General features: G+C 70.6%; 20 protein-coding genes and 1 riboswitch. Of the genes, 4 read left to right on the top strand and 16 right to left on the bottom strand.

The features are described 5' to 3' along the window. Nucleotide 1: 1 nt before the first annotated feature. Nucleotides 2-889, bottom strand: a complete 888-nt coding sequence (locus tag M1L60_RS14640; RefSeq protein ID WP_253237951.1) for an FAD binding domain-containing protein — start codon at nucleotides 887-889, stop codon at nucleotides 2-4. Nucleotides 890-1,240: 351 nt separating this feature from the next. Next, nucleotides 1,241-1,393, top strand: a riboswitch (cyclic di-AMP (ydaO/yuaA leader). 5 nt (nucleotides 1,394-1,398) lie between these two features. On the opposite strand from M1L60_RS14640, the gene M1L60_RS14635 reads away from it, so the two are divergent. Beyond that, on the top strand, nucleotides 1,399-1,866 hold the full coding sequence (locus M1L60_RS14635; protein ID WP_253237950.1) for a C40 family peptidase: 468 nt from the start codon (nucleotides 1,399-1,401) through the stop codon (nucleotides 1,864-1,866). A 36-nt stretch (nucleotides 1,867-1,902) separates the two neighbouring features. Continuing rightward, nucleotides 1,903-2,280: a VOC family protein gene (locus M1L60_RS14630; RefSeq protein WP_253237949.1), complete on the top strand. Its 378-nt coding sequence runs from the start codon at nucleotides 1,903-1,905 to the stop codon at nucleotides 2,278-2,280. Here M1L60_RS14630 and M1L60_RS14625 read toward each other — a convergent pair. Continuing rightward, nucleotides 2,268-2,678, bottom strand: a complete 411-nt coding sequence (locus M1L60_RS14625) for a TIGR03618 family F420-dependent PPOX class oxidoreductase (protein ID WP_253237948.1) — start codon at nucleotides 2,676-2,678, stop codon at nucleotides 2,268-2,270. The genes M1L60_RS14630 and M1L60_RS14625 overlap by 13 nt on opposite strands. A gap of 9 nt (nucleotides 2,679-2,687) precedes the next feature. Beyond that, a complete protein-coding gene (locus M1L60_RS14620; RefSeq protein ID WP_253237947.1) occupies nucleotides 2,688-3,545 on the bottom strand; it encodes a helix-turn-helix domain-containing protein in 858 nt (285 codons plus the stop codon). 101 nt (nucleotides 3,546-3,646) lie between these two features. Here M1L60_RS14620 and M1L60_RS14615 point away from each other — a divergent pair, with 101 nt between their 5' ends. After that, nucleotides 3,647-4,381 (top strand): SDR family NAD(P)-dependent oxidoreductase, encoded by a 735-nt coding sequence (locus M1L60_RS14615; RefSeq protein WP_253237946.1) that lies wholly within the window; start codon nucleotides 3,647-3,649, stop codon nucleotides 4,379-4,381. Between the two features lie 28 nt (nucleotides 4,382-4,409). Here M1L60_RS14615 and M1L60_RS14610 read toward each other — a convergent pair whose 3' ends face one another. From M1L60_RS14610 to M1L60_RS14560, 11 genes are all read right to left on the bottom strand, one after another. After that, nucleotides 4,410-5,735, bottom strand: coding sequence for an AMP-binding protein (locus M1L60_RS14610; protein ID WP_253237945.1), 1,326 nt, complete (start codon nucleotides 5,733-5,735; stop codon nucleotides 4,410-4,412). Beyond that, complete coding sequence (locus M1L60_RS14605; protein WP_253237944.1) at nucleotides 5,732-6,310, bottom strand: hypothetical protein; 579 nt, start codon at nucleotides 6,308-6,310, stop codon at nucleotides 5,732-5,734. Before M1L60_RS14605 ends, M1L60_RS14610 begins: the two co-directional genes overlap by 4 nt. A gap of 9 nt (nucleotides 6,311-6,319) precedes the next feature. After that, nucleotides 6,320-6,880: a TetR/AcrR family transcriptional regulator gene (locus M1L60_RS14600; protein WP_253237943.1), complete on the bottom strand. Its 561-nt coding sequence runs from the start codon at nucleotides 6,878-6,880 to the stop codon at nucleotides 6,320-6,322. A gap of 421 nt (nucleotides 6,881-7,301) precedes the next feature. Continuing rightward, the gene (locus M1L60_RS14595) at nucleotides 7,302-8,489 is read right to left on the bottom strand and encodes an esterase-like activity of phytase family protein (protein WP_253237942.1); all 1,188 of its coding nucleotides are present in this window, start codon (nucleotides 8,487-8,489) and stop codon (nucleotides 7,302-7,304) included. A 67-nt stretch (nucleotides 8,490-8,556) separates the two neighbouring features. After that, nucleotides 8,557-9,486, bottom strand: coding sequence for a glycosyltransferase family 2 protein (locus M1L60_RS14590; protein WP_253237941.1), 930 nt, complete (start codon nucleotides 9,484-9,486; stop codon nucleotides 8,557-8,559). A 478-nt stretch (nucleotides 9,487-9,964) separates the two neighbouring features. Beyond that, nucleotides 9,965-10,312, bottom strand: a complete 348-nt coding sequence (locus tag M1L60_RS14585) for a hypothetical protein (RefSeq protein ID WP_253237940.1) — start codon at nucleotides 10,310-10,312, stop codon at nucleotides 9,965-9,967. A 34-nt stretch (nucleotides 10,313-10,346) separates the two neighbouring features. Further along, nucleotides 10,347-11,525, bottom strand: a complete 1,179-nt coding sequence (locus M1L60_RS14580) for a cytochrome P450 family protein (protein ID WP_253237939.1) — start codon at nucleotides 11,523-11,525, stop codon at nucleotides 10,347-10,349. A gap of 17 nt (nucleotides 11,526-11,542) precedes the next feature. After that, nucleotides 11,543-12,604, bottom strand: a complete 1,062-nt coding sequence (locus M1L60_RS14575) for a winged helix DNA-binding domain-containing protein (protein ID WP_253237938.1) — start codon at nucleotides 12,602-12,604, stop codon at nucleotides 11,543-11,545. A gap of 14 nt (nucleotides 12,605-12,618) precedes the next feature. Further along, nucleotides 12,619-13,317, bottom strand: coding sequence for an alpha/beta fold hydrolase (locus tag M1L60_RS14570; RefSeq protein ID WP_253237937.1), 699 nt, complete (start codon nucleotides 13,315-13,317; stop codon nucleotides 12,619-12,621). Nucleotides 13,318-13,415: 98 nt separating this feature from the next. Next, nucleotides 13,416-14,798, bottom strand: a complete 1,383-nt coding sequence (locus M1L60_RS14565; RefSeq protein ID WP_253237936.1) for an alpha-amylase family glycosyl hydrolase — start codon at nucleotides 14,796-14,798, stop codon at nucleotides 13,416-13,418. Further along, on the bottom strand, nucleotides 14,795-16,471 hold the full coding sequence (locus M1L60_RS14560) for a SulP family inorganic anion transporter (protein ID WP_253237935.1): 1,677 nt from the start codon (nucleotides 16,469-16,471) through the stop codon (nucleotides 14,795-14,797). Before M1L60_RS14560 ends, M1L60_RS14565 begins: the two co-directional genes overlap by 4 nt. A 160-nt stretch (nucleotides 16,472-16,631) precedes the next feature. Here M1L60_RS14560 and M1L60_RS14555 point away from each other — a divergent pair, with 160 nt between their 5' ends. Further along, nucleotides 16,632-17,000 carry a hypothetical protein gene (locus tag M1L60_RS14555; RefSeq protein ID WP_253237934.1) on the top strand — a complete coding sequence of 123 codons (369 nt, stop codon included), beginning with the start codon at nucleotides 16,632-16,634 and terminating at the stop codon, nucleotides 16,998-17,000. Between the two features lie 3 nt (nucleotides 17,001-17,003). Here the strand turns inward: M1L60_RS14555 and M1L60_RS14550 are convergent, their stop codons facing one another. Together M1L60_RS14550 and M1L60_RS14545 are read right to left on the bottom strand one after the other, a co-directional pair. Next, nucleotides 17,004-17,609, bottom strand: coding sequence for a hypothetical protein (locus M1L60_RS14550; RefSeq protein ID WP_253237933.1), 606 nt, complete (start codon nucleotides 17,607-17,609; stop codon nucleotides 17,004-17,006). A 10-nt stretch (nucleotides 17,610-17,619) separates the two neighbouring features. Next, nucleotides 17,620-18,507 (bottom strand): pentapeptide repeat-containing protein, encoded by an 888-nt coding sequence (locus tag M1L60_RS14545; protein ID WP_253237932.1) that lies wholly within the window; start codon nucleotides 18,505-18,507, stop codon nucleotides 17,620-17,622. Nucleotides 18,508-18,510: the final 3 nt, after the last annotated feature.

Here is an 18,510-nt window from a genome sequence, read left to right as displayed (position 1 = left end):
CTCAGCTCCTCGCCCGGGCCACGGCGGTACGCAGCGTCCGCCGGGTCAGCTCGTCGGCGAGGTGGCGCTTGTAGTCGGCGCTGCCCCGCTGGTCGGTGGCCGGGTCGCAGCTGCGCGCCGCGATCGCACCGGCCTGTTCGTACAGATCCTCGGCCGGTTCGCGGCCCCGCAGCGCGGCCGAGATCTCCGGGATGCCGGTGGTGTTGGGCCCGACCGCGGCCAGCCCGACCCGGGCGTCGGCGATGGTGCCGTCGCCGGCCAGCCACACCGCGGCCCCGGCCGACACCACGGCCCAGTCCCCGGCGCGGCGCTCGACCTTCTCGTACGCACTGCCCCCGCCCGGGCGCAGCGGGAACCGCACCTCGGTCAGCATCTCGCCGTCACCGACCGCCGTCTCGTACGGACCGACGTGGAAGTCCTCCATCGTCACGACCCGTTCGGCGCCGCCCGGCCCGCGGATGACGCAGCTCGCGTCGAGCGTCGTACACACGGCCGACAGGTCTTCCGACGGGTCGGCCTGGCACAGCGAGCCGCCCAGCGTGCCGCGGTTGCGCACGATCGGGTCGGCGATCACCCGCTCGGCGTCCCGGAAGATCGGGAACGCGGCGGCCAGCTCGTCGGACTCGAGCAGCTCCCGGTGCCGGGTCATCGCCCCGATGCGTACCTCGCCGCCGGCTCCTTCGCCCGCGAACCGGATATAGCCCAGTTCTGTGTGCAACGGGTTGATGTCGATCAGATAGTCGAAGTTCGCCAGCCGCAGCTTCATCATCGGCAGCAGGCTGTGACCGCCCGCGACGAGACGGGCTGAGCTGCCCAGACGTTCCAGCAGACCGATGGCCTGGTCCACACTGGTGGCACGCTCGTACTCGAACGGAGCCGGCACCTGCACGCTGCACCTCCTGCGATTGCCAGGCATCTTTCCTGAGCGCGGTCCAATGTCAACAGCTACCTAAGAGATGCCTTAGGTTGCTCTGCGTAGTTGAAGTGGTTGCGCTCCGAGAGCGAAATCGGGCTTGATCAGCATGAATTGGGTGACGAGGGTCACCGATACCGCCGCCGGAAATCGCACCGGTCACTCCCTGCTGATCCCCGATGTCCGGAACGACTTCCGCCGGGGATTCCGATCCGTGACAACTGTTGCGGCCGGGACGGCTGCGAAACCGTCAGGTTCGCCGACCCCGGCCGATCGTCAACCCGTGCCGCCCCGGGACGCCGAGTCCCGCCCACCTGAGGGCGGCCCGACCTGACATCGACAGGAAACTTCAGTGGGCGGGAACGGGGGAACCACAGCGCCGGCCTTTTCGAGCCGGCTCGGGGTGAAGTCGCGCGAGCGGCGGGCCGCCTTCAGGCCTAATCCGACAGCTAACCTCGCAGGCGGTTGAAGGACCGAGGATCGTCTTGTCTTTCCCGACGCTGCGCCGCCTGCTGCTCGTTCTCGCCGCCGCGGCCATCGCCTCCACCCTGCTCGTCGCCCCGTCACCCGCCGCCGCCTCGACCTCCGCCCTGGTCGCCCGCGGCACCAAGATCGTTGCGGCCGCCCAGGCACAGAAGGGCAAGCCCTACAAGTACGGCGCCCGCGGGCCGAGCGCGTTCGACTGCTCCGGCCTGGCCGGTTTCGCGTACGCCAAGGGCGGGATCAAGCTGCCCCGCACCGCGCAGGCCCAGTACCGCGCCGCCCGCAAGATCACCAAGGCCGCGGCCCGCCCCGGCGACCTGGTCTTCTGGGTCACCGGCCGCCGCGCATACCACGTGGCCGTCTATGCCGGCGCGGGCCAGGTCTGGCACGCCCCCAAGCCCGGCGACCGGGTCAAACTGGCCAAGATCTGGAACTGGAAACAGGTCCGCTTCGCCCGCGTCGGCGGCTGACCGATGAGTTCCGGGTGGTCGCCGGGTCTACCGCACATGACTTCGATTCAGCCCATCGCCAGCACACCGGACCTGCCCCGCCTGCGCGCCTTTTACGAGAAAGTGCTCGGCGCGACGCAGACCCTCCGGGTGCCCGACGAGGGCCCCGAGTTCTACATCGAGTTGCGCATCGGCGAATCCACGCTCGGCATCGTCCAGGAGGAGGGCACCGAGACCGGCGCACCCGTACGCATCATCCTGAGCGCCGACGTCGACGACGTCGACGCGCTGCTGCCCACGGTCGAGTCAGCGGGCGGGAGCGCACCCAACCAGCCCAACGACATGCCGTGGGGCCAACGGGTCGCCCACGTCCTCGACCCCGACGGCAACATGCTCAACCTGACCAAGTGGCTCGACGGGGCTCAGCTGCCGTAGACGCGGGTCGGGGTGATGAGGACGGCCGCGCGGCGCTGCTCTCGCATGGTGCGGTCGTACTCGTCCCAGTCGTCGTGGGTGCCGCCGGCCGCGGTGAAGATCTCGCGGAGCAGCAGTCGCAGCTCTTCGGCCTCGAGCTCCTCGGGGCCGGCTATCTCGGCCCGGCCCTCGACCGTCGCGTAGCGCCAGCCGTCGCGGAAGGCCACCGACAGCTGCGGGCGGACGCGCAGATTGGCCAGCTTGACCTGGCCGTACGTGACGAAGGCCAGCCGGTCGCCGACGAGGCCGGTGTTGACCAGCGACGACTGGATGGTCTGGTCGGCCCGCAGGGTCGAGACGATGGCCAGGCCGTGATCCCGGCGGCTCAGCTCCCACGCGGCGGACAGGGTGATTGCCATACCGGGAGCCTAGATCGGGACCTCCGGCGTGGCGAGCGTCAGCTGCCAGGACGCCAGCAGCGGCAGGGCCCGGGCGGTGTGCGAGTCGGGCTCGACCGTGTAGACGACCAGAACCTGGTCCGGGTCGTGGGGCGCCGTCACCGCCTCGATGCCGAAGGTCAGATCGCCGGCGACCGGGTGGTGGATGTGCTTGACGAGCGACGCGTGGTCGACGACCCGCTGGTCCGCCCACCACTCGGCCGCCTGCGCGTCCGCGGCCAGGATCTCGTCGATGGCCGCCCGGAGCTTGCGGTCGTGCGGCCGCCGCCCGGTCTCCCGGCGCATGGCGCCGACCGTGTTGCGCGCGATGACCTCCCAGTTGGCCAGGCGTTCACGGGCGGCCGGGTCGAGCAGCACCCACCGGGCGAGCACGGACCCCGGCGGCATCGGGTGGCCCAGCACGGCCCGCAACAGGGCGTTGCTCGCGAGCACCTCCGAGCGGACGCCCAGCAGCAGCACCGGGACGTGGTCGAGCATGGCCATCACCCGCAGCAGCCCCGGATCGGGCCGTTGCTGGGCTTCCGGGCCGGATGCCTTGCGCTCCCGGACGGGCGCGGCCAGATCGTGCAGGTGGGAGCGTTCGATCTCGTTCAGGCGCAGGGCCCGGGCCAGCGCGTCGAGCACCTCGGTCGAGACGTTCGCCTGCCGTCCCTGCTCGACGCGGCTGTAGTAGTCGGGGCTGAGCCCGGCCAGCACAGCGAGTTCCTCCCGGCGCAGACCAGGGACCCGGCGTGGCCCGGGGAACGGCGCTATCCCCGCCTGCGCCGGCGTGAGGTTGCTGCGGCGGGAGCGCAGAAAGGCGCCCAGGGCGGCACGGTCCGGCGGCATTGCTTCACCGTACGTCGTGGGCCGGGCCCGTGCCTGGTCATGCCGTGCCCAGGCAGAACGGGATCTGGCACCCGGACCGGCACTGCCCTGAACTGGGTGGCATGAGTTCATTGCAAGGACGTACTGCTGTCGTCACCGGGGCCACGAGTGGGATCGGGGCCGCCATCGCCACGGCGCTGACCGCGGCCGGAGCGGAGGTCGTGGCCGCCGGGCGCGACGCGCACCGGGGCCGGCAGCTCGGGGTGGCGCATTTCGTGCCGGTCGACCTGACCGGGACGTACGAGGAGATCAGGGAGTTCGCCGGGACCGCGACGACCAGGCTCGGTGGGAAGGTCGACATCCTGGTCAACAACGCGGGCATCTATCCGGCGACGCCGACGGCGGACCTCGCCGACCACGACCTCGATGCCATGCTGGCGGTCAACGTACGGGCGCCGCACGTTCTGGTCGGGGCGATGGCGCCGGCGATGGCGGCCCGCGGCTCCGGTGTCATCGTCAATGTCGGCTCGTGGATGTCGCGGGTCGGTGTGCCGTTCGCGGCCATGTACACCGCCACCAAGGCCGCGCTCGAGCAGATGACCCGGACCTGGGCGGCCGAGTTCGGGCCGCGGGGCGTTCGGGTCAACACGGTCGCTCCGGGCGTCACCCTGACGCCGGGCAACGAGGCCTTCCGGGAGATCCTCGACCGGCAGACCGCCGGAACGCCGGCCGGCGTTGTCGTACGCCCCCAGCACATCGCCGACGGCGTGGTGTTTCTCGCTTCCGACGCGGCGTCGATGATTCACGGCACCACGCTCGACGTCGACGGCGGCATCGTGACGACCCGGCTGGGCTAACGGTCGATGCGCAGCACCAGTTGCGGGCTCACCGCAGGGCTCCCTTCTGGACCTTGCCCATGGCGTTGCGCGGCAGCGCGTCGAGCAGCCGCACGGTCCGCGGCCGTTTGTGGGCGGCCAGGCAGTCGGCGACCCAGGCGATCAGGTCGCGCTCGGTGGCGCCTTCGGCCACGACGTACGCGGTGATCTGCTCGCCCAGGTCCGGGTGCGGGGTCCCGACGACGGCGGCCTCGCGGACCGCGGGGTGCAGGAGCAACGCGTCCTCGACCTCACCCGCGCCGACCCGGTAGCCGCCGGTCTTGATCAGGTCGGTCGAGGCGCGGCCGACGATGCGGTGCCAGCCGTCGGCGCCGATCGTGGCGACGTCGCCGGTGGCGAACCAGCCCTCGGGCCGGTCCTGGCCCAGGTAGCCGTCGAACAGGGTGGACCCGCGCACCTGCAGGTGGCCGATCGTGTCCGGCTCGTCCAGCGGGTCGCCGGCGTCGCCGACCAGGCGCGTCTCGACGCCGGGGACCGGGCGGCCGACCTGGCCCGGGCGGCGCTCGCCGTCGGCCCGGGCGCTCACCGTGATCAGGGTTTCGGTCATGCCGTAGCGCTCGACCGGGGCCTGGCCGGTCAGCTCGCGCAGCGAGTCGAAGACGGGGGCGGGCAGCGGCGCGCTGCCGGAGACGAGCAGGCGAGCCGGGCGCAGGGCGCGGGCCTCGGCCGGGGCGGCGCACACCCGCGACCAGACGGTGGGGACGCCGAAATACATCGTGCCGGGCGTGGCCGCGTACGCCTGCGGGGTGGGTTTGCCGGTGTGCGCGAGCCGCGAGCCGATCCGCAAGGGGCCGAGCACACCCAGCACCAAGCCGTGCACATGGAACAGCGGCAAGCCGTGCACAAGAGTGTCGTCGGGGGTCCACTGCCAGACCTGGGCCAGCGCGTCGAGGTCGGCGGCCAGCGCCCGGCGCGAGATGACGGCGCCCTTGGGCGGGCCGGTGGTGCCGCTCGTGTAGAGGATCAGGGCCGGCGCGCCGGGGTCGGGCTCGCCGGGCACACCGCGGTCGGGTCCGGCGACCCGCGCGTCGATCAGCTCGGCGCCCGAGTCGGCCAGGATGTGGGCTCGCTCCAGCTCGCCGGCGTCGGGTGGCACCGGTACGACGGGCACGCCGGCCAGCAACGCCCCGGTGATCACGACGATCGTGTCGAGGGTGGGCGTGGCCCGCACGGCCACCATGCGGCGCCCGGCGATCCCGGCGGCCACGGCCGACGCCCGTTCGAGCAGCTGGTGCCGCGACAGGCTCGAATCCGGGTCGCGTACGGCATCGGTCTGCTCGGCGGCGTCGTGCAGGGCTCCCAGCAGTCGGGTCACCGGGCCTCCTCCAGCCGGGTGACGAGCGGGGCGAGCAGGTCGTTGAGCTCGCGCACGAGCACGGCGACCGTGCGCTCGGCCAGATCGGGCAGCTCCGGACCGGCGTCCTCAGGGATCTTGGGCAGTCCGGCCAGCGGCAGCGGCGCCTCGGCGGTCAGGGTGGAGCGCAGGTGCGGGATGCGGCTGAGCTCCTCGGCCGAGGGCGTGAGGAACTGGCCGAACGTCTCGGGCCAGCCGCGCCAGCCGCGGTCCCGGGTCCAGTCGCGGGAGGCGGTCAGCTCGCCCGGCCAGGGCGCGACGAGATCAACGGCGACGGTGAGCGACCCGTCCCAGGTGTTGCGGCGGCACTCGGCTCGCAAAACGCGGCGGTGAAGTCGTACGAATCCCGGGTCGAGATGCGGGGCGGTGGCCAGCCGCCAGGCCACGCAGGCGAAGTTGACCGGGGAGATGTCGCCCCAGCAGTCGTCGAACTCTTTGGCGTGCACCCACACGTGTTCGGCGAAACGGCTGCGCCCGACGCCCGCGTTCTCCCGGTCGTAATGATCGTCGATCCAGGCAACGGTGAGCGCGGGCATCCGCCCACCCTACGGTTGTGGACGGAGGCCGTCGAAGACGATGGTGAGGACGCGGGCTCGCAGGGCGGCGCCCTCGGCGTCCAGTTCGGGGACTCGGGAGACGGCGAGCATGAGGGCGACCAGCTCGGCGACGGTCACGTCGGGGCGGATCGCACCCTGTTCCTGGGCCCGGGACAGCAGGGAGCCCAGCGCGCGCGGCAGCTGTTCGCGGGCCGGGGTGAGGGCGTCGCGCAGGTTGGTCGCGGCGAAGGCGTCGGCCCAGGCCTGTTTGCCCGCGGCCACCTCGGCCACCCGGCTCAGGAAGATCCAGATGGCCTGGCCCGCGTCGTCGGCCTCGACCAGTTGGTCGGCTTCCTCGCCGAAGCGTCTCAGGCGCTCGCGGAAGACCGCCTCGATGAGGGCGGCCTTGGTCGGGAAGTGCCGGAAGACGGTGCCGATGCCGACGCCGGCCGCGCGGGCGACCGCTTCCGTGGAGACCGCCGTGCCTCGCGCCACGAACACTTGCTCGGCCGCGGCCAGCACGCGGGACCGATTACGCAACGCATCAGCACGCGGCGCGCGTGCGGTCATGATTCACACTCCTGTCCGGTATGTCACTTTGAGAGCCGCTTGACCGTTCATCAGCCTAGCGTCCCCTTTGTAACGGAGTGATCACTCCACTTTAGACATTCGGGGTTGACGAAGAGTCTCTCCCGCGCGGCCCACCGGGGGCCTCCCCCACCAGTCCATTCCGCGCCGGCCCGCCGGCCGATCCCGCCGTCCACTCTTGTCGATGGCTGAACGCGGTCACCCCAGGTGACGGCGATCCGACCGCCATGGGAATCAGCCGAACTCTCCGCGCCACGCTCGGTGCGATGCCAGGCGACTCCGCTTAAGCATCCTAGGAGGCTAGGTTCAAAGGTGCGCAGCGGTATCGGAGAGTGTGGTTAACGAAACAAAGCGAGCGCCCGGCCACCAGAAGGCGGCCGGGCGCTCGGGGACCCGTTCAGGCTTACTTGAGCAGGCGCTCGTCCGCATCGAGGGACTTCGGCAGCGCGATGGTGATCCACTCGTTGTTGTCGGCCGCGGTGGCGCTGCGGCCGGTCGAGAACGGGAAGTTGTTGTCGTTGAGGACGGCGATCGTGCGGTCGTCCAGGATCACGACGTCCTCGATGGTCTGGAACGGGAACGTGAAGGTCGGGCCGAAGCCGCCGACCCGGCGCGGGTTGGCCACGTTCATCAGGTCGACCAGCAGCGTCTTGTCCAGCCGGTCGCCGCGCCGGGTGGCCAGGTAGATCTTCTTGACCACGGCCGTCGCGCCCTGGCCGTTGTCGCGCTCGATGATCAGGAAACGGTTCCGGTCGACGGCGATCGCGTCACCGATGGCGAAGTCCGGGTTGTCGAGCTGGTAGGTCCAGCGCTTCCCGGTGTATTTCTTGGCCCGCAGGTCGAACTCGTTGAGCCGCAGCGCGCCGGCCGGGTCCCCGGTGATCGAGCCCTCGAGCAGCGCGTACAGGTAGCGGCCGTCGGGCGACTGGGCCAGGCCCTCGAAGCCCTTGCTGCTGCGGGCGGTCGCCGTGGCGCCGGTGCGGGCGGCGGTCTCGGGCGCGGTCACGCCGTCGAGCGCGACCGGGGCGTCGAGCAGCCGGCCCGCGCGGTCGAAGTGCAGCAGGTACGGGCCGAACTCGTCACCGATCCAGAACGAGCCGTCGGGCCGCTTCTGGATCGACTCGGGGTCGAAGTCGGCGCCCGTCAGCACCCGGTCCGGGCGGGTCAGGGCCCACGGGATCAGCTTGTCCGGGTCGGTCAGGTTGACGCCGCCGAGCACGTCGACCTGTCCGGTGCGGAAGACCGGGGCCAGCCGCTGCACGCGCAGCAGGAAGTCGCCCGAGTTGGCCTGGTTGCCGTAGCCGTTGTCGGAGAGCACGTCGAAGGTGCCGTCCCCGTTGTCGGCGATCCCCGAGAAGCCCTGGATCGGCTGGTCCGCGAAGGGCGCGGTGAAGCCGTTGAGGTTGCCGGTGACCAGCGCGCCGGACTGCTCGCTGCCCGGGACGAAGGTGCCGGCGGGCAGCGCGGCCCAGCCGGTGAGCGTGGGCTTGGAGACCTGGTGGCCGGCCGCGTACGAGGCGGTGCCGGCCAGCGACAGGGTGAGGGCCAGGACACCGGTCCCGGCCACGAGGTTGCGGACGATCTTTCGCATGGCCGGAGGCTACGAAGCCCGGGTTAATCGGGATCGACCAATGGCTGACCGGACCGCGCGCAGCAGATCAAGCGCGAGTGGCGGCCAGCGCCTCGACGCCGCCGCCGACACCCGCCGCGGCCACCGCCGCGATCACCGTGACCGCCCGCAGCGCGTGGTAGCCGCCCCGGCCCAGGGTGGCCGCCTTGATGTTGCGGGCGACCGCGCGGGGCAGGGTACGGCGCAGGTAGTCCTGCTCGGCGCCGAGCTTCTGGTCGCGCGGCAGCAGACCGGCCATCTGCACCTTGCCCCGGCCCTCGGCGAAGCAGCGGCGCAGGAAGAACCGGAACGTCGACCGGTCGAGCGGCACGTCGTGCTCGATGACCGAGTCCGGCACGTACATCCAGTGGCCACCGGTCTCGGCGCTGATCCGCAGGCAGAGCTCGGTGTCCTCGGGCCGGTTCTGGTCGCCCAGCTTGCCGAAGCCGACCCGGAAACCGCCCACCCGCTCGAACGCCTCCCGGCGGATCATCATGCTGGCCGACCAGACATTGCGGATCTCGGCGATCGAGGTCGGCATTCCCGCGTACGACACCCCGACCGTCCAGAGCAGCTCGTCCGGCAGCCACGACGGGCGGTGGTCGGCCCAGGCCGGCACGATCAGTCCACCCGCGCCGACCACGGCCGGGTCGCTGAACGGCGCGGCCAGGTGACCGAGCCAGGTCGGGTGGGCCACGGTGTCGTCGTCGAGGAAGGCGATCAGCTCGGAGCGGGCGTGGAAGGCGCCGGTGTTGCGGTTGCCCGAGGCGCCCTGAGCCGACTCGTTCTCAAGCACGGTGACGCCGGCGAACTCGCCCTTGGCCCGCTCGAACAGCTCCGGGTTGTGATCGACCACGACGATGATTTCGACCGGCGTCACCAGCTGGGCCTGGGCGGAGGCGACCGTACGACACAGTGAGGCCCACCGGCGCTCGCTGTGCGTAGGGATGACGACGCTGACGTCGATACTGTCGGCCATGGCGGAACGCTCCTGAAGGCGTGGCGAAGCGAAGTTGATCAACCTGCGGTCGGGACCATACACAGCGAATCTATGATTCACATAAGAATCTGATCGACAGTCCCGACGCCATTGTTTCCACCACAAAAACGTACCCGGCAATGCCGGTTGTTGCGACGCCACCGCCGAAAACGGACGTTCCGTGCGCGGCCGGAACAATGACCGTTTTAGCAGCTCAGATGAGGTGCTTGGGTGCGCCGCGAAGTCGATTCGGACCCAGCGGGGTCCTTCCGTTCATTTCCCGGAAACCGAGAGCCGCCATTCGGCCGCCGAAGATCATCCGTTCACCTGACTCCGATCCGGGCGACGATCTGGTCGAAGACCCGGGCCCGCGGAAAAGGGCGCGAAATGGCGCGCTGCGCTTTGTCGCACGAATCACTGCCCGCAAGGTGAGCGGAGGCACGCAGAGCGACCGCCACACCCGGCGACAGGGGCTGGGTCAGCGCCAGAAGACGGCGACCGCGGCGTTGACGACGGTCAGCGTGATGATGCCGATGAAGTGCCCCTTGTTCACGGCCTCGCGCTTGCGCGGAATGAAGACCATGATGAAGATCAGGATCGCGATCAGCAGCTTGACGCCCAGCTTGACCGGGCTGGGCTCGTCATCCCCGCCACCCCGCAGCGGCGCGGCCAGGGCCAGCCCCGACAGCAGCTGGATCACCGAGCCCCACAGCACGGCCGGATTGATCCGGATCTTGCCGCTGAGCAGCTGGGCGACCGCCCCGCCGAGCAGCAGCGCGAACCCGATGAGGTGGACGAAGAGCAGGATCAGCCGGAGTGCTTCCACCCCCGGAAGCTTGCCAAACCCCCCGCCCCGCCGATCACTCGGGGCCCGTGGTCACCGGCAGCGTGAACAGCCCGCGCAGCAGCAGCCCGGGCCGCCAGGTCAGCTCGGACGCGGGTCCGGCCAGCCGCAGTCCGGGAAAGCGCTCGATCAGGGCCCCGAACGCGATCTGGGCCTCCAGCCGGGCCAGCGGGGCGCCCAGGCAGTAGTGGATGCCGTGCCCGAAGGCCAGGTGCGGATTCTGCGGACGGTCGAGCCGCAACTCGTCGGGGTCGGGAAAGCGGGCCTCGTCGCGGTTCGCCGACAACAAACCGATCACCACCGGGGCGTACGCGGGAAGGTTTTGACCGCCGATGGTCACGGGCTCACTGGTGATGCGGAAGGTCGCCGTCTCGACCGGGGATTCGTACCGCAGGAATTCCTCGATCGCGGTCGGCAGCAGGCCCGGGTCGGCGCGCAGCCGCTCCCAGCGGTCGCGCTCGGTGAGCAGCAGGGCGGCGCCGTTGCCGATCAGGTTGACCGTGGTCTCGTGGCCGGCGATGAGCAGCAGGAAGACCATCGAGATGAGCTCGTCCTCGTCGAGCCGGTCCTCGCTGTCGCGCACCTCGATCAGGCCGGAGAGCAGGTCGTCGCCCGGGTCGGATCGGCGCGCGGCGAGCAGACCGCGGATGTAGGCGACCATGGCCTGGGCCGCCCCGGGGAAATCGGCCTGGTAGGCGACGCCGCCGACGATGATATTGGACCAGCGGCGGAACGAGTCGCGGTCCTCGGCCGGGATGCCGAGCAGCTCGCAGATCACCTGGATGGGCAGCGGGAACGCGAACGCGTCGATCAGGTCGAACGGGCCGGACTGCTCGGCCATGAAGTCGAGCAGCGACGAGGTGATCTCGGCGATGCGCGGGCGCAGGGCCTCGATGCGGCGGGCCGTGAACGCGGCCGAGACCAGGCGGCGCAGGCGGGTGTGGTCGGGCGGGTCGACGGCCAGCATGTGGCGGGACAGGGCGCGCTCGATGGTGTCCGACGGATGCCCCTTGTTGCGGCCCTGCTTGGAGAACCGAGGGTCGGTCAGCGCCTGCCGGGCGTCGTCGTAGCGGGTGATCAGCCAGACGACGGCCCCGCTGGCCAGCTGGACCTCGCGGACCGGGCCCTCGCGTCGCCACTGCGCGTAGAACGGATGCGGATCGGCGTGGAACTCGCGGCCGGCCAGATTATCCATGACTGCTTCTCCCCCCGTCATTCGCGGACATCTATGACAGTACGTCCGTCGACGCCGTGCCACGCGAGCAGTTCCTCCGCCTCGGCGACCACCGGATCGACGTCGACCGGGTGGAACAGGAGCACCCGCAGGGTGTCGCCGGTCAGCGTCCACCTGCCGGCCACCCGCCCGTCGACCAGCAGGAACCGGGCACCCTCGACGCTGTGCCCGCGGTACGCGTGGTCGATGACCCGGCTGCGGTCGTCGAACCCGAGCACCACGTTGTCGAAGGCGGGCAGGAAACGCGGCGGCACCGGCTGATCCGGATCGGGCAGCGGCCCGTCGAGCACGTCGAGCAGCTCGCGACCCCGCTGGTCGCGGAAGCTGCGCAGTTGTGGGCGCAGCCGTTTGATCGACTCGCGCAGGCCGCTCAGCCCCGACCAGGCCCGGATGTCGGCCGACGCGGCCGGCCCGAATGCCCGCAGGTAACGCAGCACAAGGTCGTCGGCGGTGCCGGCCGGTGGCACCGGCCGGCCCAGCCAGGCCTCGATCGTCGTGTTGCGGGCCGGCGCCGACTTGCCCCAGACGCCCCGGGGTGGCACCTGCACCAGCGGCACGTACGAGCTGAGCGCGTCCCCGAGCACGCGGGCCGGCACCTCGGGCCACCGCTCACCGACGGCTCGGCCCACTTCGGACAGCAAGCTCGGCGTACGCGCGAAATGCGGCAACCCGGCCGCGGCCAACTCGCCCAGATCGACCCCTTCGAGGTCGCGGCGCAGCACGGCCCGCACCCGCGCCTCGAGCATCGGCTGGTGCAGTTCGCGCAGCTCGAGACAGTCCTCGGCCGTGACCAGGTGGATCGTGCGCCGCATCAGCAGCGTGCGCACGACCTGGCGGCTCTCGAGCAACTCGACCAGTTCGGCCGGCTCGAACCCGTCGAGCCGGCTCCACAGGCCGACGTACGGCTCGTGCGGTTCCTGCGCCTGCAGACCGATCAGGTGCCGCACCGCGTCGACCGCCGGCCCGGTGTGCCGGCGGTCGAGCATCTGGCGGGCGAGCAGGGCCCGGTTGAGCGCGCGATTGTCGAGCACCGTCGTCATGCGACGACGTTATTTCATGCGGCGGCCTCGCGGATGAGGTCGACCAGCGCGGCCGCCTCGGGAATCGCCACCGTGTGCGAGCCGCCGGCCAGTTCGACCGTGCGGCGCGAGCCGGCCCGCTCGGCCATGAAGCGGTGCGAAGCGACCGGGATGTTGAGGTCCTGGTCGCCGAACAGGAACCAGGACGGGACCGACTTCCAGGCCGCCTCGCCCGGGGACGCCTCGCCCAGCGCGCCCTCGGTGATCGGGCGCTGGGTGACGGCCCAGACGGCGGCGTCGGCGGGCGACGAGTCGGCGGCGAACTGGTGGTGGTAGACGTCCTGCTTGATGTACATGTCGGTGCTGCCGTCGGGCAGCTTGACCGGGTTGAGCGTCTCGCCGAGCGTGCTGCCCGGGAACTTGCCGGCCAGGTCGCCCGCGCTCTCGCCCTGGTCGGGGGCGAACGCGCCCACGTAGACCAGCGACTTGACGTTGGGTACGCCGGTGGCGGCGTTGGTGATGAGCATGCCGCCGTACGAGTGGCCGACCAGCACGACGTCGCCCTGGATCGAGCCGAGCGTGGCCCGCAGATAGTCGGAGTCGTACTTGACGCCACGCAGCGGGTTGCCCACGGCCACCGCCGGGTAGCCGTCCGCCAGCAGCAGTTTGATCACGCCGTCCCAGCTGGCCGACTCGGCGAACGCGCCGTGCACGAGGACGATGGTCGGTTTCATGTGCTCCCCCAGGTTTTTACGAGTGGATCGCCTTCACCTTGCCGTCTCCCATCCTCGTACGGGATCTGTAGAACGACTGGTTCTCTGCTCTGTGACGGTCATGACTTCACGGACAGGACGTGGACGCCCCAGGCCGGCAGGCCGACGACCAGGCCGCCGTTGTCCAGGTCGGCGCCGTCGCGGTCGAACACGCGGCCGTCGAGCAGATCGGTCAGGCGCCACTGCTTCCCGGTGGACGACCACGGCAGCCGTACGCGGGTCCAGACCTGCTCGTCGCTGAAGTTGATCACGATCAGGTGGCGCGAGCCGGCGCCCTGCCAGGTCCAGGCGAGCACGTCGGAGGTGTCGAGCAGCTGCCACTGGCCCGCGTCCTTGAACACGACCAGGCGGTCGTAGAAGTCGCGCAGCCCCTCGTCGACCGGCTCGTCGGGGAAGCGGCCCAGGAAGACCGGCAGCTTGACCCGGCGGCCCTCGAACTGGCCGTCGTGCCACAGCGTCGAGCCGGGCAGGGTGGCGATGGCGACCGCGGCGGCCCGTCCCCGCGGGCCGGGCAGGGCGGTGGCGGCACGCGGCTCGTCGTGGTTCTCGATGAACCGCAGCAGCTTGTTCTGGTAGTCGAGCCCGGCCGTCAGGTGGCCGCGGACGGCGGCGGCGTCCTCGTGGGCCAGCCGGTCGTACAGGCGCTTGTCGTAGCAGAGATCAAAGCCCTGCTGCTGCAGCGCGAACTCGGTGTCCCAGTAGGCCTCGGCGATGAGCAGGAAGTCGTCCGGCAGCTGCGCGAGGATCGAGGGCCAGAACTCCTCGGCCGGGCGCTCGCCGGCCCGGTCGCCCCACGTGCCGGCGAAGATGTCGTTGAAGACCAGCATGGCCATGTCGACCCGGACGCCGTCGCACTGCTCGGCGATCCGGCGCAGCGCGTCCCGGGTCGCCGCGCGCAGGCCGGGGTGGAAGGCGTTGAGCTGGGCGACGTCGGGCCAGGGCGGGAAGTACGGGTCCTTGCCGCGGGCGATGACGCGGTCACCGGCGGCGAACCAGCGGCCGGGGTCGTCGGCCAGGTCGCGGGGCGTGCCGTTGATGAACCAGTCGGGGTGCTCGGTGATCGCCGGGTGGTCGGGGGCGACATGGTTGGGCACGTAATCGAGGATCAATTTGAGTCCTCGGCTTTTCAGTTGGGCTCGTGCTTCTCTCAGCGCGCCGGGGCCCCCGAGGTTTTGGTCGACCACATAATTGCGTACGCAATAAGGCGAGCCGACAATGTCCGCCGGGGACAAATCGGGCAGTGCGGCGTGGAAATCCTTTTGCAGGCCGGCGTTGCCCGCGGCAATGGCCAGGCCGGCCGGGCTGCGTTCCCAGACGCCCATCAGCCAGACCGCGTCGAATCCGATCAGCTCGTCCCACACCTCGCCCGGCACGTCGGCCAGCGATTCCTGACCGAGTTCGGCGAGCCAGGGCCATGTGTTGATCTCGTAGATCGCCGTCATGCGCTGTCTCTTTCTCGTTGGCCGTAGGCCGCGACCGCGTCGTCGAGGGAGGGGTAGAAATGCGCGGGGTCGATGGTGCGGGTCAGCTCGTACCGGTCGATCTTCTCTTTGACCGGGTGCTTGAGTTCGGCGAACACGAGCGAGATGCCTTTTGCGTTGAGCTCCTCGTCCAGTTCCTCGAGCATGTCGGCCGCGGTGGTGTCGACGTCGGTGATGGGCTCGGCCGCGATGACGATCCATTTCGGCCCGGCCTGGGCGAGGCGTCGGATCTCCTCGCGGAAGGTGCGCGCGTTGGCGAAAATGAGCGGCGCGTCGAACCGGAAAATCACCAGGCCGCCGATGTGGGCGCCGTCCGGGTATTGCGCTACGTCGTGGTAGCCGTCGACGCCGGCCGGCTTGGCCAGCACCGTGCGGTACGGCCACCAGGCCCGGCGGAACACGTTGAGCACCGACAACGCGACCGCGACGGCGATGCCCGGCAACACGCCCAGCACGGCGACGCCGAAGAACGCGGCCGTGGCCAGCGCGAACTCGATGCGGCGCTGTTTCCAGAGCCGCACCATGCCGGGAATGTCGAGCAGTCCGATGGAGGCGGCGATGACCACCGCGGCCAGCATCGGCTGCGGCATGTCCTTGAGCAATCCCGGCACCAGCACGAGCATCAGCGTGATGGCGACCGCGCCGACCAGCCCGGTGACCTGGGTCTTGGCCCCCGACGCGGCCGCCACCGCCGTCCGCGACCCGCTGGTGCTGACCGGGAACCCCTGGAACAGCCCCGCGGCCAGATTGGCGGCCCCGATGCCGGCCATTTCCTGATTGCCACGCACCTCTTGCCCCGCCCGCGCGGCAAATGTCGAGGCGGTGGAAATGGTGTCGGTGACCGAGACCAGCGTGATGCCGACCGCCGCCGCGGCGAGCATGCCCAATTCGCCGAGGGTCACGATCGGAATGGTGAACGGTGGGAACCCCTGCGGCAGCGGCCCCACCACGTCGACGTCGTCCAGGCTGAGCAGAGTGACGGCCCCGATGGCCCCGACCACGGCGACCAGAATGCCCGGCACCTTGGGCAGGAATCTCTGCAGCACCAGAATGACGGCCAGTCCCCCGCCCCCGATGGCCAGGGCGGCGGGAACGGTGTCGCCCAGCCCGGTGACGAAGCCCTTGACGTCGGCGAAAAGGCCCTCGCCCTCGACCGAGAAGCCGAACAGTTTGGGCAGCTGCCCGATGAAAATGGTGACGGCCAGCCCGTTGATGTAGCCCAACTGGGTCGGATGTGACAACAAATCGGCCACGAACCCCAGCTTGGCCACGGCCGCGACCGTCATGAACAGCCCCACCAGAAGCGCCAGCACCGAGGCGAGGGCGACCGCCTTGCCGGGGTCCCCGTCGGCCAGCACGATCGGCACGACGACGGCCGCGATCATCGGGCCGAGCGCGGAGTCGGGCCCCAGCACGAGCACCTTCGAGGGCCCGAAGATCGCGTACGCGACCAGGCACAGGATCGACGTGTAGAGCCCCGTGATGGCGGGCAGCCCGGCCAGCTCGGCGTACGCCATGCCCTGCGGCACGAGCAGGGTCGTGAGCACCAGCCCGGCCATGACGTCCTTGGGCAGCCACCGAGCCTCATAGCTCGCCGCAGCCTGCACCCCAGGAACCCACTCCGAGCCACGCACGCTGTCACGGTAGTGGCTCAGGGACCCGTACGCCTGTCCGCGTCCACAGGTTGCCGAGTCTTCCCGTTGGCCGGACTACTACAGTCGCACCATGGACCAGCAACGGGCCGTCGTTCGGCTTCCTTATGTGACAGGCGGACCTATCAAGGTCGGTACGGTATTGAAACAGGAAGACGACCTGTACACCGTCAAATGGGACGACACGGGCGCTGAGCAGGAGGTGCACCTCGGCGACTACGAGACCGTGACCGTGCGGGAGTCCGTCCAGTTCCAGTCGCTGACCGACCCGGACGGGCTGCGCGCCGCGTTCGAGCAGGACCCGGCGACCGTGGTCGTGCGGGCCCTGCAAGAGACGCCCGAGCCCCTGACCGGCAAGGAACTGAAGGCGGCGATGACCGGCTTCGGCATTCCCGACGAGCGCTACCGGGGGGCCTGGACGGCCATCCGCAAGCAGCTCATGACCGATCCGCGGGTGGTCGTGGCGGGCACCGGCGCCGGTACCACGTTCGGGGGCGCCCCGGCCGCCTGAGCCCTAATCCCAGGTCAGCACCCACCACTGCCAGTCCGGTGGGGCGGGCGCCCAGGACGGGTCGGGGCGCCAGCCCACCGGCGGGGTCCATCCTTCGGGTGGACTCGGCCAGCCGGGTGGGACCACGAAGCGTACGCCGGTGGGTGCGGCCGGTATCGGCTCGTGCTCGTGCTGCTCGGCCGGCGCGGGCGCGGGGGCCAGCCAGCTCTCGGGCAGTTCGTGGGCCCGGGCTGCGTACAGGACGACCTCGGCCTTGATCCGGTTGCCCTTGACGATCGCCCGGGCCGCGGCCGTGTCGCCCTGCTCGGCCAGGTGGTGCAGGGCGGGCAGCAGCTCGCCGCTCATCCTCGGCGTGAGCTGGCCGACCCGGGCCCCCTCCAGGCGTACCTCGATCACGGTCCTGGACGTGCGGGCGCCCTGCTCGACGAGTTCGTGCAGGGTGACGTGGACCCAGCACTCGCCCTCGGGACGCAGGAACGGCGTCAGGTCGGCCAGGTGTTTCTCCTCGCCGGTGACCTGGATGGCGTTACCGGTGGGCAGCAGCCGGTGCCGGGCGCTCGGCGGCAGGTTCCGGCGTGAGTCCTTCGTACGGCCCGTGAAACCGATCATCCGAGATTACTCAACGCACAGCATCAATATCTTCGGCCGCGCGTCGCAGCATGGTGACCGCCAGATCCGCCAGTTCCGCGCCGCTCGGATAGCCGTCGACGAGGACATGCCGGGCCGTGGCCCAGCCGGCCGTCGCCCGCAGGCCGGGGCGCAAGGATTCGTGCGAGAGGAACCGTCGCAGGTCTTTGCCGGCCTGGTCGTCGCGGCCCGAGGAGAGCCGGCCCGCCCGTTCGGCCACGTCCTTGAAGTTCCGCGGTACGACGATCAGGTTGTCGCCCGGGGGGAACGTGACCTCGTCGAAGTCGACGCCGTCGAACTCGGGGTATTTCGCCTCGTCGGACTGGAACGTGACCCGCCGCAGCACCGCGCTGTCGTGGGCCCGCCCCAGGAAACGCGTTTCGATCAGCGCGCCGGTGAATACCGAGTCCTCGATGGTGCAGCCGGCGAACTCGGCCTTGGGCAGGGCCGGGAAGGTGCAGCCCGCGAAGTGGGTGCGCTCGGCCGAGAACTTCTTCATCTTGGCGCCGGTCAGGTCGACCGACTGCCACGTGGTGCGGGCCAGAATCGCTTCCTGCAGCGTCGCCCGCACCATCGTGGATTCGGCGATGGATCCGTCGGTGAACACCGCCCGGGTCAGATCGGCCCCGTCGAAACGGCAATCACGGAAATTGACGTCCTCGAGGTGGGCGCGGGCCAATGTGGCGTACTGGAGATCCACGCCGGCGATCGTGGGCGCCTGCGAGTCCAGGCCGCCGGCCGGGAAGCCCCGCAGGTCGAGCCGGCCCTCCACCGTGGAGAGCTCGAGGTCGAGCAGGGAGCTGCCGTCGGCCAGCCGCCGGAGAATCTCGGTGCGGAGATTTCCCGTACGCCAGCGGTCGATCAGCTCCCTGCGCGCCATGTC

It is taken from the genome of Paractinoplanes aksuensis, from assembly GCF_024137025.1.
GTDB classification, from domain to species: Bacteria; Actinomycetota; Actinomycetes; order Mycobacteriales; family Micromonosporaceae; genus Actinoplanes; species Actinoplanes aksuensis.
The sequence above is the reverse complement of the archived record's forward strand: the minus strand, read 5'-3'. Positions and strand labels throughout refer to the sequence as shown.

Excerpts from the sequence above, each read along its gene's own strand:
- M1L60_RS14565 (WP_253237936.1), bottom strand. The coding sequence starts at position 14,798 with ATGACGGCGATCTACGAGATCAACACATGGCCCTGGCTCGCCGAACTC.
- M1L60_RS14595 (WP_253237942.1), bottom strand. The coding sequence starts at position 8,489 with ATGCGAAAGATCGTCCGCAACCTCGTGGCCGGGACCGGTGTCCTGGCC.
- M1L60_RS14570 (WP_253237937.1), bottom strand. The coding sequence starts at position 13,317 with ATGAAACCGACCATCGTCCTCGTGCACGGCGCGTTCGCCGAGTCGGCC.
- M1L60_RS14600 (WP_253237943.1), bottom strand. The coding sequence starts at position 6,880 with ATGACCGCACGCGCGCCGCGTGCTGATGCGTTGCGTAATCGGTCCCGC.
- M1L60_RS14620 (WP_253237947.1), bottom strand. The coding sequence starts at position 3,545 with ATGCCGCCGGACCGTGCCGCCCTGGGCGCCTTTCTGCGCTCCCGCCGC.
- M1L60_RS14605 (WP_253237944.1), bottom strand. The coding sequence starts at position 6,310 with ATGCCCGCGCTCACCGTTGCCTGGATCGACGATCATTACGACCGGGAG.
- M1L60_RS14630 (WP_253237949.1), top strand. The coding sequence starts at position 1,903 with ATGACTTCGATTCAGCCCATCGCCAGCACACCGGACCTGCCCCGCCTG.
- M1L60_RS14575 (WP_253237938.1), bottom strand. The coding sequence starts at position 12,604 with ATGACGACGGTGCTCGACAATCGCGCGCTCAACCGGGCCCTGCTCGCC.
- M1L60_RS14625 (WP_253237948.1), bottom strand. The coding sequence starts at position 2,678 with ATGGCAATCACCCTGTCCGCCGCGTGGGAGCTGAGCCGCCGGGATCAC.
- M1L60_RS14580 (WP_253237939.1), bottom strand. The coding sequence starts at position 11,525 with ATGGATAATCTGGCCGGCCGCGAGTTCCACGCCGATCCGCATCCGTTC.
- M1L60_RS14545 (WP_253237932.1), bottom strand. The coding sequence starts at position 18,507 with ATGGCGCGCAGGGAGCTGATCGACCGCTGGCGTACGGGAAATCTCCGC.
- M1L60_RS14615 (WP_253237946.1), top strand. The coding sequence starts at position 3,647 with ATGAGTTCATTGCAAGGACGTACTGCTGTCGTCACCGGGGCCACGAGT.
- M1L60_RS14550 (WP_253237933.1), bottom strand. The coding sequence starts at position 17,609 with ATGATCGGTTTCACGGGCCGTACGAAGGACTCACGCCGGAACCTGCCG.
- M1L60_RS14590 (WP_253237941.1), bottom strand. The coding sequence starts at position 9,486 with ATGGCCGACAGTATCGACGTCAGCGTCGTCATCCCTACGCACAGCGAG.